General features: G+C 61.0%; 14 protein-coding genes and 1 pseudogene. 13 read left to right on the top strand and 2 right to left on the bottom strand.

All coding sequences use genetic code 11. From position 1 onward, the window contains the following. The first annotated feature begins 54 nt into the window (after positions 1-54). The 5 genes from AC1DZP_RS19265 (at position 55) to AC1DZP_RS19245 (ending at position 4,310) form a co-directional block, all read left to right on the top strand. Positions 55-441: a DUF302 domain-containing protein gene (locus AC1DZP_RS19265; RefSeq protein WP_477304571.1), complete on the top strand. Its 387-nt coding sequence runs from the start codon at positions 55-57 to the stop codon at positions 439-441. A gap of 31 nt (positions 442-472) precedes the next feature. Continuing rightward, positions 473-2,326 (top strand): heavy metal translocating P-type ATPase, encoded by a 1,854-nt coding sequence (locus AC1DZP_RS19260; RefSeq protein WP_477304569.1) that lies wholly within the window; start codon positions 473-475, stop codon positions 2,324-2,326. A 27-nt stretch (positions 2,327-2,353) separates the two neighbouring features. After that, positions 2,354-2,803, top strand: a complete 450-nt coding sequence (gene trxC, locus AC1DZP_RS19255; protein WP_477304567.1) for a thioredoxin TrxC — start codon at positions 2,354-2,356, stop codon at positions 2,801-2,803. A 251-nt stretch (positions 2,804-3,054) separates the two neighbouring features. Then, complete coding sequence (locus AC1DZP_RS19250) at positions 3,055-3,687, top strand: hypothetical protein (RefSeq protein ID WP_477304565.1); 633 nt, start codon at positions 3,055-3,057, stop codon at positions 3,685-3,687. A 32-nt stretch (positions 3,688-3,719) separates the two neighbouring features. Further along, on the top strand, positions 3,720-4,310 hold the full coding sequence (locus tag AC1DZP_RS19245; protein WP_477304564.1) for an NAD(P)H-dependent oxidoreductase: 591 nt from the start codon (positions 3,720-3,722) through the stop codon (positions 4,308-4,310). Positions 4,311-4,327: 17 nt separating this feature from the next. Here AC1DZP_RS19245 and AC1DZP_RS19240 read toward each other — a convergent pair whose 3' ends face one another. Both AC1DZP_RS19240 and AC1DZP_RS19235 read right to left on the bottom strand, forming a co-directional pair. Continuing rightward, a complete protein-coding gene (locus tag AC1DZP_RS19240) occupies positions 4,328-5,311 on the bottom strand; it encodes a zinc-dependent alcohol dehydrogenase family protein (RefSeq protein ID WP_477304562.1) in 984 nt (327 codons plus the stop codon). Between the two features lie 202 nt (positions 5,312-5,513). After that, positions 5,514-6,011, bottom strand: a complete 498-nt coding sequence (locus AC1DZP_RS19235; protein WP_477304560.1) for a sulfocyanin-like copper-binding protein — start codon at positions 6,009-6,011, stop codon at positions 5,514-5,516. 124 nt (positions 6,012-6,135) lie between these two features. On the opposite strand from AC1DZP_RS19235, the gene AC1DZP_RS19230 reads away from it, so the two are divergent. The 8 genes and pseudogenes from AC1DZP_RS19230 (at position 6,136) to AC1DZP_RS19195 (ending at position 13,724) form a co-directional block, all read left to right on the top strand. Further along, positions 6,136-6,789 carry an amino acid permease gene (locus AC1DZP_RS19230; RefSeq protein ID WP_477304558.1) on the top strand — a complete coding sequence of 218 codons (654 nt, stop codon included), beginning with the start codon at positions 6,136-6,138 and terminating at the stop codon, positions 6,787-6,789. Continuing rightward, positions 6,750-7,802: an amino acid permease gene (locus AC1DZP_RS19225; protein ID WP_477304834.1), complete on the top strand. Its 1,053-nt coding sequence runs from the start codon at positions 6,750-6,752 to the stop codon at positions 7,800-7,802. The genes AC1DZP_RS19230 and AC1DZP_RS19225 overlap by 40 nt, the downstream gene beginning before the upstream one ends. A 13-nt stretch (positions 7,803-7,815) precedes the next feature. Next, positions 7,816-9,020 (top strand): annotated as a pseudogene (locus AC1DZP_RS19220) (arginine deiminase). 17 nt (positions 9,021-9,037) lie between these two features. After that, positions 9,038-9,763 (top strand): Rossmann-fold NAD(P)-binding domain-containing protein, encoded by a 726-nt coding sequence (locus AC1DZP_RS19215; protein ID WP_477304556.1) that lies wholly within the window; start codon positions 9,038-9,040, stop codon positions 9,761-9,763. A 17-nt stretch (positions 9,764-9,780) separates the two neighbouring features. After that, entirely contained in the window at positions 9,781-11,403 is a 1,623-nt protein-coding gene (groL, locus tag AC1DZP_RS19210) for a chaperonin GroEL (RefSeq protein WP_477304554.1), read from the top strand. Between the two features lie 57 nt (positions 11,404-11,460). Next, positions 11,461-12,342: a universal stress protein gene (locus AC1DZP_RS19205; protein ID WP_477304552.1), complete on the top strand. Its 882-nt coding sequence runs from the start codon at positions 11,461-11,463 to the stop codon at positions 12,340-12,342. Between the two features lie 151 nt (positions 12,343-12,493). Further along, a complete protein-coding gene (locus tag AC1DZP_RS19200; protein WP_477304550.1) occupies positions 12,494-13,141 on the top strand; it encodes a helix-turn-helix domain-containing protein in 648 nt (215 codons plus the stop codon). A 67-nt stretch (positions 13,142-13,208) separates the two neighbouring features. Then, positions 13,209-13,724 carry an N-acetyltransferase family protein gene (locus AC1DZP_RS19195; RefSeq protein ID WP_477304549.1) on the top strand — a complete coding sequence of 172 codons (516 nt, stop codon included), beginning with the start codon at positions 13,209-13,211 and terminating at the stop codon, positions 13,722-13,724. The last annotated feature ends 531 nt before the right edge of the window (positions 13,725-14,255 follow it).

The raw sequence follows: 14,255 nt of genomic DNA, 5'->3' as shown, positions 1-14,255 counted from the left end.
AAGGTCACTCGCAAAGTGGCGACGAGCTGTTGCGATCAACGTTTGGAGAGTTAGATGGGTTACTATTTTAGCAAGATCGTCGCCATGCCATTCACGGCGGTAATCGACCACGTGACCGACAAGCTCGCAAGCAAGGGGTTTGGCGTTCTGACCTCGATCGACGTCCAGCAGACCATGAAGGCCAAGCTTGGCGTAGATTTCAGGCCCTATGTTATCCTGGGCGCGTGCAATCCGCATCTCGCATGGCGGGCGCTTCAGTCCGAAGACAAGATCGGAACCATGCTGCCTTGCAGCGTAATCGTCACGGAGGTCGGACCAGGAAAGGTAGAGGTCGCAGCGGTGGATCCGGTCGCTTCAATGGGCGCTATCAGCAATCGTGAGCTTGCGCAGGTCGCGAACGATGTGCGGCGCCTGCTCGAGGAGATGGTCCGCGAACTCTAGCGCCAGGGCCATCAGGGTTGTGGGACATTGTATGAACGAGTCGGCGCTGCGGCGCGCATTGCTGGTCATTGCCATCCTGGGTCTCGCCGTTGGAATCGGGGTCTGGCGAACCGGATTGGGACCAATCGAGGCCGACACAATCTGGACGATGGCGACCTTGCCCGTGGTGGCGGCTCTCGCCATCTCCATTCTGCGTGATTTCTGGATCGGCCGCTTCGGTGTCGATGCAATTGCGCTGGTTTCGATGTCCGCCGCGCTGCTGCTTGGCCAATCGCTAGCCGCGGTGGTTGTCGCGATCATGTATGCCGGCGGCACCGTGCTCGAAGATTTTGCCCGCGGCCGCGCCGAGCGGAACCTCAAGGCACTCACCGACCGGTCGCCGCGTGTCGCACATCGCAAGGCGACAAAAGGAACAGAAACCATCCCCATCGAAGAGGTCGCTGTCGGCGACACTCTGCTGGTACGTGCCGGAGAACTGCTTCCCGTCGACGGCATCCTATTGGATGCTTCGGCCTCGCTCGACGAGGCTGCGGTGACCGGAGAGCCATTGCCGGTGCCGCGCAGCGCTGGCGACACGCTCCGCAGCGGCACCGTCAACGCGGGCGAGACCTTCAGCATGCGGGCTTCCGCCCTCGCAGAACAGAGCACTTATGCGGCGATCGTGCGCATGGTCGCGGCGGCGCAGACCGCCAAAGCGCCCTTCATACGCATGGCTGACCGTTTTGCCCTGTTCCTGTTGCCGGCCACCTTGCTGGTTTCCGGCATCGCGTGGTTTATCTCCGGCGATCCGATCCGGGCGCTCGCCGTGCTGGTCGTCGCGACGCCCTGCCCCCTCATTCTCGCCGCACCTGTTGCCTTCATCGGCGGCGTGTCCCGCGCTGCACGCGCCGGTATCTTGATGAAAGGTTCGGCGGCGCTGGAGGCCCTTGCGCAGGTTCGGACCGCGATCTTCGACAAGACCGGCACCTTGACCATCGGCGGCGCCGAGCTCATCGAAATCGAAGCTGAACCCGGCTGCAATGCCGACCATCTGCTGCAGTTGTTGGCATCGTTGGAACAGGCCTCGCACCATGTGCTCGCAGACTCGATCATCCGGGCGGCGCGCGGGAGGCAGCTGATGCTTTCGCATCCGCATGATGTCCGCGAGCATCGGGGCGCGGGCCTGAAGGGTCGGGTCGAAAGCATGTCCATCGCGGCGGGATCGCAGGCTCTCGTGCTCGGCGACAAACCACTGCCCAGATGGGCGAAAGGCGGTGAAGACCGATACCGGGACCAGCCGGTGTTGAGGGTTTTTGTCACGCTCGGCAATCACCTTGCCGGCATTTTCACCTTCGGCGATGCGCTGCGTGCCGATGCTCACGACGCGCTCGCCAATCTGCGTTCGGCTGGCATCACGCGCATGGTCATGCTGACAGGTGATGACGGTGCCGCCGCAAAGCGTATTTCTTCCATGCTGGATCTGGATGTCATTGTCGCAGATGCTGTTCCAGCGGATAAAGTCGCGACTGTAGAGGCCGAGAAAGCAACGGCACCAACAATGATGGTCGGTGATGGCATCAACGATGCACCCGCTCTTGCCGCCGCGACGGTCGGCGTCGCCATGGGCGCGCGCGGGGCGACGGCCTCTTCCGAGGCGGCGGATGTCATCGTTCTCGCTGACCGGCTGGAGCCTGTCGCCGAGGCGGTGCGGGTCGCCCAACGCACGCGCGCGATCGCCCTGCAAAGCATCGTTGTCGGGCTGGCGCTCTCGGCGATAGCGATGGCTGCGGCGGCCATGGGGCAGATCACGCCAGTGGCAGGCGCATTGCTGCAGGAAGGGATCGACGTGGCGGTTATTCTCAACGCGCTGCGCACTCTTGGCGATGGACGTTTCGGGCGCGCATAGTAGATGACCACAAATCGGTGAATGGCCTTGGCACAGCAGAACCTGGTGGTTTGCAGCAAATGCGGCGGGGTCAACCGCCTGCCGCCGGCTCGCAATGCGGGGGAGGCGAAATGCGGAAAGTGTGGGACCAAACTGTTTTCGGGGCACCCCCAGGACGTCGACGCCGAGACCTTCAATCGTCAGATTACTCGTAGCAGCCTGCCCGTTGTCGTCGACGTCTGGGCACCGTGGTGCGGCCCCTGCAAGATGATGGCGCTGGCTTACAATGCAGCAGCAAATGAACTGGAGCCGCGTGTTCGTCTGATCAAACTCAATTCTGACAATGAGCAGGCTGTTGCGGCCAGGTTCGGCATTCGCAGCATCCCGACCATGATCCTCTTTCATGGCGGACGAGAAACCGCACGCACATCCGGCGCAATGACAGCAGGCCAGATCGTCAGGTGGGTTCGCGACCGCCTTCCGACGGTCGCCGCCTGAAAATTGCCGCACCATGGATCCGTTCATTGCCCGGCTCGGACTGGCCCTGGCAATTGGCTTGCTCGTCGGTCTGGAGAACGCGGCTGGCGGGAGCGGGAGGTGCCCGATCGCAGCCGCACGGCCAGCATTCGTACCTTTGGAATATCCAGCGCTCGGCGGGATTCTGGCCGCACCCAGCACTCGGATGCGGTATCGGTGCTGGTCGGCGAATCGCCTGCTCGGTGCGTTGCGGCTGATCACGCATTCGGTCCGTGTATACGATCTGTCAGGCGCTGCTGGCGGCGCTGGCGGCAAATACGATCGGTCACCTGTCACTGGCGGTGTTTGCCGGTCCGATCAGGTTCTGGTCGCCGCTGGCCGCCGCAACCCTGGTCGCTGTGATCGCTGGCTACAGCGCTGCCGAGCGTCTACGAGAAACGAGCCTCTCACCCTTCTTTGACGCGGATCAAAGTCAAGTGCTGTCGCCGCTTTATGAAACTCGGTCAAAGGAGTTTGCCATGACCAAGCTGAATGACCTTACCGAGAAATTCCGGCATATCCGGCTCTTGCTTGCCCGTGAAAAGGGCCATCTGGAAGGTGACCGCCAAGAGGGCTATGACGTGCTGGCTCCGTTGACCGACGAAGGCCGAATCGATGCCGACGAATGGAAGTTGCACAGGGCCTCCTGCAGTGTTCGCAGGTTTCGAACCGGCGAGGAAGACGTGATCGGCCGGCTGAGGCGCAAGCCCGGAGGACAGTGGTATTTCGACTATGCCGAAGGCGATCGCGACGACGAGATCGGCTTCCATCTTGGCGACGAACGCTTCGTGACCGGTGAATATGTGTCGATCCAACGCAGCGGCGCCATGCACACTTACCAGGTGGCGCGGGTAGAACGGCCTTGACGCCTCGGGGCCAAGCTCCCTGGGAGTAGACCATGTCGCGACGCATCCTGATTGTGGTCGGCCATCCCGACCCGTCCCCGGACCGACTCTGCCGCGGTCTCGCCAAGGCCTATGGCGAGGGCGCGGAAAAGGCGGGGCATGCCGTTCGCCGGATCGATCTGGCAACGCTTGATTTCCCAATGCTGCGGACGATGCAGGCGTTCGAACATGATGCGGTTCCCGACGAACTGAAGGACGCAGTCGAAGCGATCGTCTGGGCTGAGCACATCGTCTTTGTCTTTCCGCTGTGGCTCGGAACCATGCCGGCTCTGCTCAAGGCATTTCTCGAACAGGTCATGCGGCCAGGAACGGCCTTTGCCTACCCGGACAAAGGTGGCGGCTTCACCAAGGCACTGCTTCGCGGACGCTCCGCGCGCCTCGTGGTGACGATGGGAATGCCTTCCGTTCTTTACCGACTATGGTTCCTCGGTCACGGTATCGCCGCCATACGGCGAAGCATCCTGCATTTTGTAGGCATCAGTCCGGTACGCGAGACCTTGTTCGGCATGGTCGCGGGCACCAGCGATGCGACCCGCGCGAAGTGGATCCGGCAACTGCACGGACTGGGTGAACGGGCAAGATAACGCTCGTTGAATGTTAATCACGGCACCAGCACGGCGGCGCCGGTCAACCTCCCTTCCCTCAGATCGTCCAGCGCCTGATTGGCCTGTTCCAGCGGATAGACCTTGGTATGCGTGCGAACCTGCGCGCGCTTTGCAATGGGAAAGAACTCTTCCGCGTCGCGGCGCGTCAGGTTTGCCACCGATACAAGTTCACGCTCTTCCCAGAGTAATGCGTATGCCATCGCTGGAATGTCACTCATGTGAATGCCGCCGCAAACCACCCGGCCACCCTTGCGGACAGCACGAAACGCGATCGGCACCAAGTCACCGACAGGAGCGAAGATGATCGCGGCATCGAGCTGCTTGGGCGGAGATTCATCCGAACCGCCTGCCCAAGCTGCTCCGAGCGAGCGCGCAAATTCCTGTGCTTCTTTGTCGCCCGGCCGGGTGACAGCGAAAACCTCTCGACCTTGCCAGATCGCGATCTGGGCGACGATATGCGCGGCGGCGCCGAAGCCGTAAATCCCGAGCCGCTTGCTATCACCGGTTTTCCTCAGGCATCGCCAGCCGATCAGGCCCGCGCAAAGCAGCGGCGCCAGCGATACGGGGTCGGCATCTGGGTCCAGATCGAAGGCGAATTGGGTGTCTGCAATGGCACGGCTGGCGAAGCCGCCGTCGCGCGTATAGCCCGTGAAATCTGGCTGATCGCAAAGATTTTCACTCCCTGCGACGCAGTAGGAACAACGCCCACAAGTGTGCCCGAGCCAAGGCACGCCCACTCTGCGCCCGATCCTGGAACGCGCGACGCCCTTGCCAACAGAATCGATGATGCCGACGATTTCATGACCCGGGATGAGCGGCAGCTTTGGATGAAGCAGATCCCCATCCGCCACATGCAGATCGGTCCGGCAGACCGCGCATGCCTCGACCTTAAGCCCGATCTCGCCCACCCCAGGTATCGGATCGGGCCTGTCGACCAGTTTCAAAGGGGTGCCGACGCTTTCAAGCATCATTGCTCTCATGACGCGCTCCATACGCCGCGGAAAACAACGCCGAGACCGCCCAGTCTGTTTGGTCGAGCCAGCGTTCGGCCCAGCCGTTGACTTTGCCTTCGGTCGTAACCTTGCCGTCGTGCGGCGGCCAAACCGACAAGACCAGCGATCCCGGCGAGCTTTCAAAAACTGCGACAGTCGCAGGCCAAAGGGTTGCCAGGTGGCCCAAGGCCTATGGATCGACGGTGAACTCGGCCCACATACCGGCTCCATAGTGACCTGGTACGTTGCAGATAAGCAGGTATTTTCCAGCCTTCAGTTCGACGGTCAATGCGCCTGATTTGCCGGGATCGAGCTCCGAGACCTCGCCCTTGTCGCCAGCTTTGTCTTCGTCGACCCGGTTCTCGGCCTCAAGGTAGGGAAGCGGCTTGCCGGGATCCGCAAGGTACATCACGATCATTTCGTGGACGGTGTCCTTGGAGTCATTTTTCACATTGAATGTGACCTCCCCGGCCTTCACAGCACCTGGCGAAGCCGTGATGCCCATAGTCGCCTTTGCGAGATCGAGGCCCGGCACCGCATAGGCGAGACCCATAGGCATCTCCATGCTCGCGCCTTTGTCCCACAGCGAAATCTGGACAAGCGCCGCAGCCTGGACGGCGCCCGCACTGCCGGCCACGAGCATTGCGGCAGCAAGCCCGAGCGCTGCACTCCTCGATATTGTTTTCATGGTGATCCTCTTTCAGGACGGCAGCGGAAGCGCTCTACATCCCGACCGTCATCCTGCTCTTGGCATCACCCGCCGTCCTTGCGCCAGATCAAACTGACCGGCGCAAGCATGATCGGCGCCGCCGATGCAAATGTCGGCGGTTGTCAGGTTGAATTGGCAATGTCGGACCGAAATCTACCCAAGGCACGGCGATCGGGAAAACTGGCTTGGCACCCTAAGGCTGCCTTTGCTGTTCAGCCAACGGCTATTGACCCGTATCAAAGCTGCCAGCCTTGTCTTCCTGTTTAATGCCTCCCATCAGAGCCTTCAAATTTGGGARAGCATCATGACTACTGCCGGAATCAACATCCCTATCCCTGGAGTCGCGACGTCGGCGTCGCCGAAGCTTCGACTCGGTTCTCTGACCGCATTGGTCATTGGGTCGATGGTCGGTTCTGGCGTGTTCAGCCTGCCGCAGAACATGGCCGCCGGGGCCGGTCCTCTTGCCGTCATGATTGGCTGGGCGATCACCGCCGTCGGCATGCTGGCGCTGGTGTTCGTCTATCAATCGCTTGCAACCCGCAAGCCCGAGCTCGACGCCGGGCCCTACGCTTATGCCAGCGCGGGCTTCGGCCCCTTCATCGGCTTCAACAGCGCCTGGGGCTACTGGATCAGCGCCTGGGTCGGCAACGTCTCCTACGCGGTGATCGTCTTTAGCGCCCTGTCCTATTTCTTCCCGGCCTTCGGTGACGGAAATACCTGGCAGGCTGGCTCGGCGCATCGATCCTGCTGTGGCTGATCCATGCCCTGGTTCTCGCCGGCATCCGGCAGGCCGCCGTCGTGAACCTCATCGTCACGGTGGCGAAGATCGCTCCAATCGTCCTGTTCGTTGGGGTTGTTGCCGTCGCCTTCAAACTGCAAGTCTGGTCTCTCGACTTCACCGGTTTCGGCAACGCCGGTCTCGGCTCGATCACCGCCCAGGTGAAGAGCACGATGCTGGTGACCCTGTGGGTCTTCATCGGCATCGAAGGCGCTAGCGTATTCTCCGGCCGGGCTGAGCGCCGAAAAGACATCGCCATGGCGACAGTCCTCGGCTTCTTCACTTGTCTCGCCCTCTACGCCCTGGTGTCGCTGCTGTCGCTCGGCATCCTCAGCCAACCTGACCTCGCCGCGCTGAAGAACCCGTCCATGGCGGGCGTGCTGGAGGCGGTCGTCGGTCCCTGGGGGGCTGTCCTAATCAACATCGCGCTTGTCGTGTCGGTGATCGGCGCCTTCCTGAGCTGGACGCTGCTTGCAGCCGAAATTCCGCACGTCGCCGGCAAGGACGGGACGATGCCGAAATTCTTCGGCTCGGAGAGCGGGCGCGGCGTGCCGTCGACTTCGCTTCTTATCACCAACCTGCTCGTCCAGGCTTTCCTGGTAATCACGCTTTTCGCGCAAAGCACCTATCAGGCGCTGTTCTACATCGCGTCGGCCGCAATCCTGGTTCCTTACATCTTCTCTGGAGCTTATGCGGCCAAGCTCGCGCTGACCGGAGAGAGCTACGAGAGTGGCGAACAGCGCATCGGACCGCTTTTCGCCGGGTTGCTGGCAACGGTATACGGGCTGTGGCTCGTCTACGCGGCAGGGCCGGCCTACCTCTTCATGTGCGCGATCCTCTACGCGCCAGGCATCATCTTCTACATCTGGGCGCGCCGTGAAACCAATCAGCGCGTGTTCCATCCTGCCGAAGCGGCGCTCGCCGGAACCCTGATCGCTGTCGCCATCCTCGCCGTTTACGAGATGTGGACCGGCGCCATCAGCCCGCTGTGAAAGGATTCGTTCGATGACGAACCTGGGTGTCCACTCCGAAGTCGGCCGTCTGCGCGAGGTGATGGTCCATCGTCCTGACCTCAGCCTGCGCAGGCTAACACCGGAGAACTGCAAGGCGCTGCTTTTCGACGACGTCCTGTGGGTCAAGCGGGCCCGCCAGGAGCATGACGTCTTCGTGGATGCGTTGCGCGAACGCGGCGTTCTGGTGCATTCCTTCGGGGAACTCCTCGCGGAGACAATGAGCCTGGCCAAGGCCCGCGACTGGCTCCTCGACCGCCGGGTCCATCCCGGCGTCGTTGGGCTGGATATGGTCGGCGAGATGCGGGGATGGCTCAACGAGATGCCGTCAGGGCAGCTGGCATCTTACCTTGTCGGCGGCATCGCCCGGGCGGAGCTTCCTTTTGAACCCAAAGGCCTGACTGGAAGGACGCTCCTCCCCCAGGACTTCGTGCTGCCGCCGCTGCCGAACCAGCTCTTCACCCGTGACAGCTCCTGCTGGATTTACGGTTCGGTCTCGGTCAATTCCATGTACTGGCCCGCCAGGCGCCCGGAAGCGGCCAATGTCGAAGCCGTGTACCGCTTCCATCCCCACTTTCGCGAAAGTGGGGCTCCTTTCGTGTCGCCAGACTTGGGAACAGGGACCAGCCTTGAAGGCGGAGATGTCATGCCGATCGGGGGCGGTACGGTTCTCGTCGGCATGGGAGAGCGCACCACGCCGCAAGCCGTGGGCGACTTGGCGCGCAGCCTCTTCGCGGCTGGCGAGGGGACGCGCGTGATTGCCGCCTTGATGCCACGCGATCGCAGTTTCATGCATCTCGACACCGTCTTCACCTTCTGTGATCGCGACCTGGTCACCATGTATCCGCCCGTCGTTGAGCGGTTGCGCACCTTCTCGCTGCGGCCGGGCGATGGAGAAGCGGCGGTCGAGGTCACCGCTGAGACCAAACCGTTCACCGCAGTGGTTGCTGAAGCCCTTGGTCTGAAGTCGCTGCGCATCATCGCCACAGGTGGCGACCGTTACGAGGCCGAGCGCGAGCAATGGGATGATGGCAACAATGTCGTTGCGGTCGAGCCCGGAGTGGTCATCGGATACGACCGCAACGTCTACACCTGCGTCGAGCCGGAATTGAAGTGATCACTGTCGAGGGCGCCGAACTCAGTCGCGGCCGCGGCGGCGGCCACTGCATGACCTGTCCGATTGTCCGCGACGCGACTTGACCAGAGAGGAAATCCACATGTCGATCAACCTTCATGGCCGCTCCGTCTTGACCCTGGACGATCTCACGGCCGACGAAATCCGCTTTCTTCTCAAGCTGGCCGCTGACCTCAAGGCGGCCAAGCTCGCCGGGCACGAGATCCCGCGTCTCGTCAGGAAAAACATCGCTCTGATCTTCGAGAAGGATTCGACGCGCACACGGACGGGGTTCGAAGTCGCGGCCTACGACCAGGGCGCTCACGTCACCTATTTCGGGCCCACGGGCAGCCATATCGGCCACAAGGAATCCATGAAGGATACAGCGCGCGTGCTCGGCCGCATGTATGACGCGATCGAGTATCGCGGCTTTGGCCAACATCAGGCCGAACTGCTTGCCGCGCATGCTGGCGTGCCGGCCTACAACGGTCTCACCGACGAGGCGCATCCGACGCAGATCCTCGCCGATTTGATGACCATGCGTGAATTCACGCACAAGCATCTGTCGGACATGACCGTCACTTTCGTCGGTGAGGGACGGATAATGTCGCGCTGTCGCTTGCACTCGGAGCCGCCAAGGTCGGCATCGACATGCGCATCGCGTCGCCAAAAGAGCTCTGGCCGGATGAGGAATTCTGCGCCCATGTTCGGGACCTGGCGCAACGCAGCGGTGGCCGCCCTCATTGATCCTCGTGAACATGGTCCGCGATCGCGTTTGATGCGTATCAAGGCCAACCGACGGGATGCCTGTTTAGTTGAAACTGGCTAACAGGTTCGGAGGCGGTCATGGCTCACAAACAGATATTGTTCCGTTCAGTCGCGCGCGAAAAGATCCTTCGCGGCGCGACCCAACTCGCCGATGCCGTACGAGTAACGCTTGGGCCGCGCTCGAAGTCTGTACTGATCGAAAAGAAATGGAGTGCCCCGATCGTTTGCAATGACGGGGTGACGATTGCCAAGGAATTCGACCTGAAGGACCCGGAAGAAAATCTCGGCGCCAGGATGCTGAGACAGGCAGCCGAGAAGACCGGTGAAATGGTCGGCGACGGCACCAGCACGTCCACCATCCTCGCTCACGCAATGTTTGCCGACGGCGTTCGCAACGTCGTCGCCGGCGCCAGCGCGATCGACATCAAGCGGGGCCTTGATCGCGCCACCAAACGCGCGATCGATACACTCAAGCAGATATCTCGACCGGTCTCGACCAGGCGAGAGAAGGAACAAGTGGCAACGATCTCAGCGCACAACGACCCGCTCATCGGTCAGTTGGTCGGCGAGGCGATGGAAAAGGTCGGCGGCGAAGGAGTCATCACTGTCGAAGAGTCGAAGACCACTGAAACCGTTCTGGACGTCGTCGAAGGCATGCAGTTCGATCGCGGATTCCTGTCACCGTATTTCGTGACCGATCCCGAGAAGATGGAGGCAGTCTTGGAGGACGCGGTCGTCCTCATCGTCGAAAAGAAGATCGCTTCGCTCAACGACCTCATTAAGCTGCTGGAAGCCGTGGCCAAGTCGGGGTCGCCCCTGCTTGTAATTGCCGAAGAGGTCGAGGGCGAAGCGCTTGCAACCCTGATCGTCAATCAGATCCGGGGCACCTTCAAGAATTGTGCCGTCAAGGCGCCGGGCTTCGGCGATCGCCGCAAAGCCATGCTGCAGGACATCGCCATCCTGAGCGGCGGACAGATCATTTCCGACGATCTCGGGCTCAAACTCGAAAATGTCGCGATGGAGCAGCTGGGGCGTGCAAAGCGGATAGTCATCGACAAGGACACCACGACGATCATCGGCGGTGGCGGGGACGGCAAAGCAATCAAGGGTCGTGTTGAACAGATCCGGCGCGAGATCGAGAACACGACCAGCGACTACGATCGCGAAAAGCTGCAGGAGCGGCTGGCCAAGCTTGCGGGCGGTGTCGCCGTCATCAAGGTCGGCGCGCCGACCGAAGCCGAGATGAAGTCAAAGAAGGAAGCCCTCGACGACGCTATCAGCGCCACCAAAGCCGCAGTCGCCGAAGGTATTGTGCCAGGCGGCGGCCTTGCCCTATTGCGGTGCATCACGACCGTGGCTGACGAGGAACGGCATTGCGAAGGCGACGAGCGGACCGGCGTACAGATCCTCAAGCGAGCTCTCGAAGCACCGGTCAGGCAGATCGCCGAGAATTCAGCTGTCGACGGCGGGGTTGTGATTGCCAAGATGGTTGAAGGCACCGGCAATTTCGGATTCGATGCTGGACGCAAAGAATACGTCGACCTCGTCGAGGCCGGCATTATCGACCCGACCAAAGTGGTGCGCATCGCGCTTGAAAACGCCGTGTCGGTCGCCAGTGTTCTGCTGTTGACCGAGGCGACCATGACCGAAATTCCAGAACTGGCAAAGGAACGGGCGCTGGAGCCCGAGATGACGATGTAGGCACGACGACAGCGAGGCCGATCGTGCCCGGGCACAGCTTTGCTTAGGGTCTTGGCCATGCATCAGAACAAAAACTGGCTTCACCGCATTCCTGAAGACGAGTCCAGGAGCAAAGAAATGACCTTCAACACCATAATGGTTCAACTCGATATCGATTCACCGGCAGCACCACGAACGACATATGCCCGCGAATTGGCTCGAAGGTTCGAAGCGACACTGATCGGTTTTGCCTCGGCTGATGCTTACGTGTTCGTTCCCGGTGACCATGGCAGCATGGCCGCGGCGGAGATATTGCGTCAACGCAGGGCGGAAATCGAGGATCGCCTGAAAATTCTAAGGGAAGAATTCCTGTCCATTGTCGGAGACAAAGCGTCCTGGTGCGAGGAGATCGGAGATCCGACACGTCTGCTCGCGACGCATGGTCGCGCCGCCGATCTGATCGTCACAGGAAATCCGGCAAGGGGCATCGCCAGCGACCGCCACCGCATAGTCGATGCTGGCAGTTTGGTGCTGTCGGCGGGTCGGCCGGTGCTGCTTGCGGCCGACAAACTTGCTCCGCTCAACCCGCAGAACGTTCTTGTAGCGTGGAAGGACGCGCGCGAAGCCCGGCGCGCAGTCAGCGATGCACTGCCCTTTTTGGCCAGCGCACAGCATGTACTGGTGGCGACGATCGAAGAACCGGACCAGATAAACGCCCGCGAAAGTACCGGAGACGTTGTTCGGTTCTTGGCGAAGCATGGCATCAAAGCAAGATCCGAGGTCATAGGCGTCGGCGGTGCAGACCCGTGCGAAGCCGTCGCCGAGCTCGCCGCTGCGATCGATGCAGAACTTGTGGTCGCCGGCGGCTACGGTCATAGCCGGATCCGCGAATGGGCTTTCGGCGGCATGACCCGCTCCCTGCTCAAGCAAGGCACTGTCAATCGGCTGTTTTCAAACTGACTAGGTCACGATGACGTTGCTCTGTGCCAACGGCTGGCCGCATCGACGTTCGGGCCCATGTCTACGTAGTTTCCCGTAGGGACATAACCGAATTTCGCACGCCCCCGATTCGCGCGATTGCTGTTGTCACGGATCAACCGGGGAAACAGGCATGCAAACCCATATCGCCTCAAGGATTTCATTGCCGTCACAACCCTCCCAGCCAAATTTGCCCATAGTTCTTGATTTCGTGCCGTTGCAGCCACTCAACTTCTTCCAGGCCGGTTCGGAAATCTATGCGCAGGGCGAAAAGGCCGGAGGTCTCTATCAGGTCGAGTTCGGCGCGGTCCGCACCTATCGTCTCCTTGCCGACGGTCGCCGACAGATAAGTGCCTTCCACTTGGTTGGCGAGACATTCGGTTTCGAAGCTGACACGACACACCATTTCTTCGCCGAAGCTATCAACGCAACCGGCATCCGTGTCTATCGATTTGGTGCCGGGGCGGATGTCTCCGGCCAGTTGCTGCCCCTGGCCCTCAGAGGCTTGACCAGGGCCCAGGAACACCTCCTTGTCCTCGGTCGCCAGAATGCCATCGAACGGGTCGCGGCGTTCCTAGTCGACATAGCAGAGCGGCAAGGCGGATTGCGGCAGGTCGAGCTGCCAATGTCGCGCATGGATATCGGCGACTATCTCGGCCTCACAATCGAGACCGTGTCGCGAGTCTTCACCCGGCTGAAGGACAAGGGCGTTATCCGCCTGCTGAGCCTGCGCAGCATAGAAATCGTCAAGCAGGACGCGCTTCAAATCATGAGCGAGTAAGGGCGCGTGCCTCGAAAAGAGACGAGACAGCCGCGCCGCAACACAACCTCGAACCTGGGAGATAATGATGGGTAGCACGCTTGCCACGCATACAGGGTTTCGCTTCGATGTACGCCGCGCACGCCCCCAGGATGAGCCGGCCCTGGCGAAATTCTTCACCCATGTGACGCCGGAAGACCTGCGCTTCCGCTTTCTTGGCGGAGTGAAAGAAGTTTCTCATGAGCGGCTCGTAGCTATGACGCGGTCTGATGACCCTCGCATTCACAATTTTCTTGCGTTCTCTCCAGAGGAAATGCTGATCGCGGTGGCAACGCTGGCGTGCGACCAGGCCAATCGGCACGGGGAGGTCGCGATCTGCATTCGATCAGATCGCAAACATATGGGCGTCGGTTGGGAACTGCTTGCCTATATCGCAAAGTATGCTGACGGGATCGGTCTCGAGACAATCGAGTCTATCGAAAGCCGAGAAAACCGTGCTGCGATCGAACTCGAGCGCGACATGGGATTTAGTGTCACTGCTGACCCCGACGACCCGACACTTGTCGTAGTTCAGCGAAAGCTCGGCGCCCCCCTGCCCCGCTAGACTAGCAACCGGTCTTGCGCAAATGGAGGTCGCATCGGGGCTCTTGTTCAAACGTTGAGGATTTCCCTGGAGATCGTTGCTTCCTGGTCAGTGGGGAGGACAAGGACGTCGACGCGGGACCGCGGGCTGCTTTCTTCGTCGTTCCGGTTCAAATCATTGTCGACGCCAGCGGGAAGCAATGCGGCGGCTTCGCATATCCTTTGCCGTGCGCTAGCTGGCAGCTGATGTGTACGACTATCTCTGTGGGACGCCGTTGCTTGCGAGGCATCTCGCCGATGGCTTTCTCGACACTCGGGTACTCCTGTGTAGAATTTGAGCGCGAGCACTTTTACTCTTCGAAGTGCCCCACACTTGCTGGCAGATGACGTTTCGATGTCCCAATGCGATCCGTTGGTCGCGCATCTCCGTTCGAGCTGTGGCGAAGGACATTTTTGTGTCGGCATTGATCCCAATCAATGTGCCCTCCGCTCGCAAGGGCTCTGATCCTGTCCTTGCTCGGCCGAGCCTGATTTGGCGACGTGGGCGCGATGA

The organism is Mesorhizobium sp. P2_F8 (genome assembly GCF_056403655.1).
The sequence above is the reverse complement of the archived record's forward strand: the minus strand, read 5'-3'. Positions and strand labels throughout refer to the sequence as shown.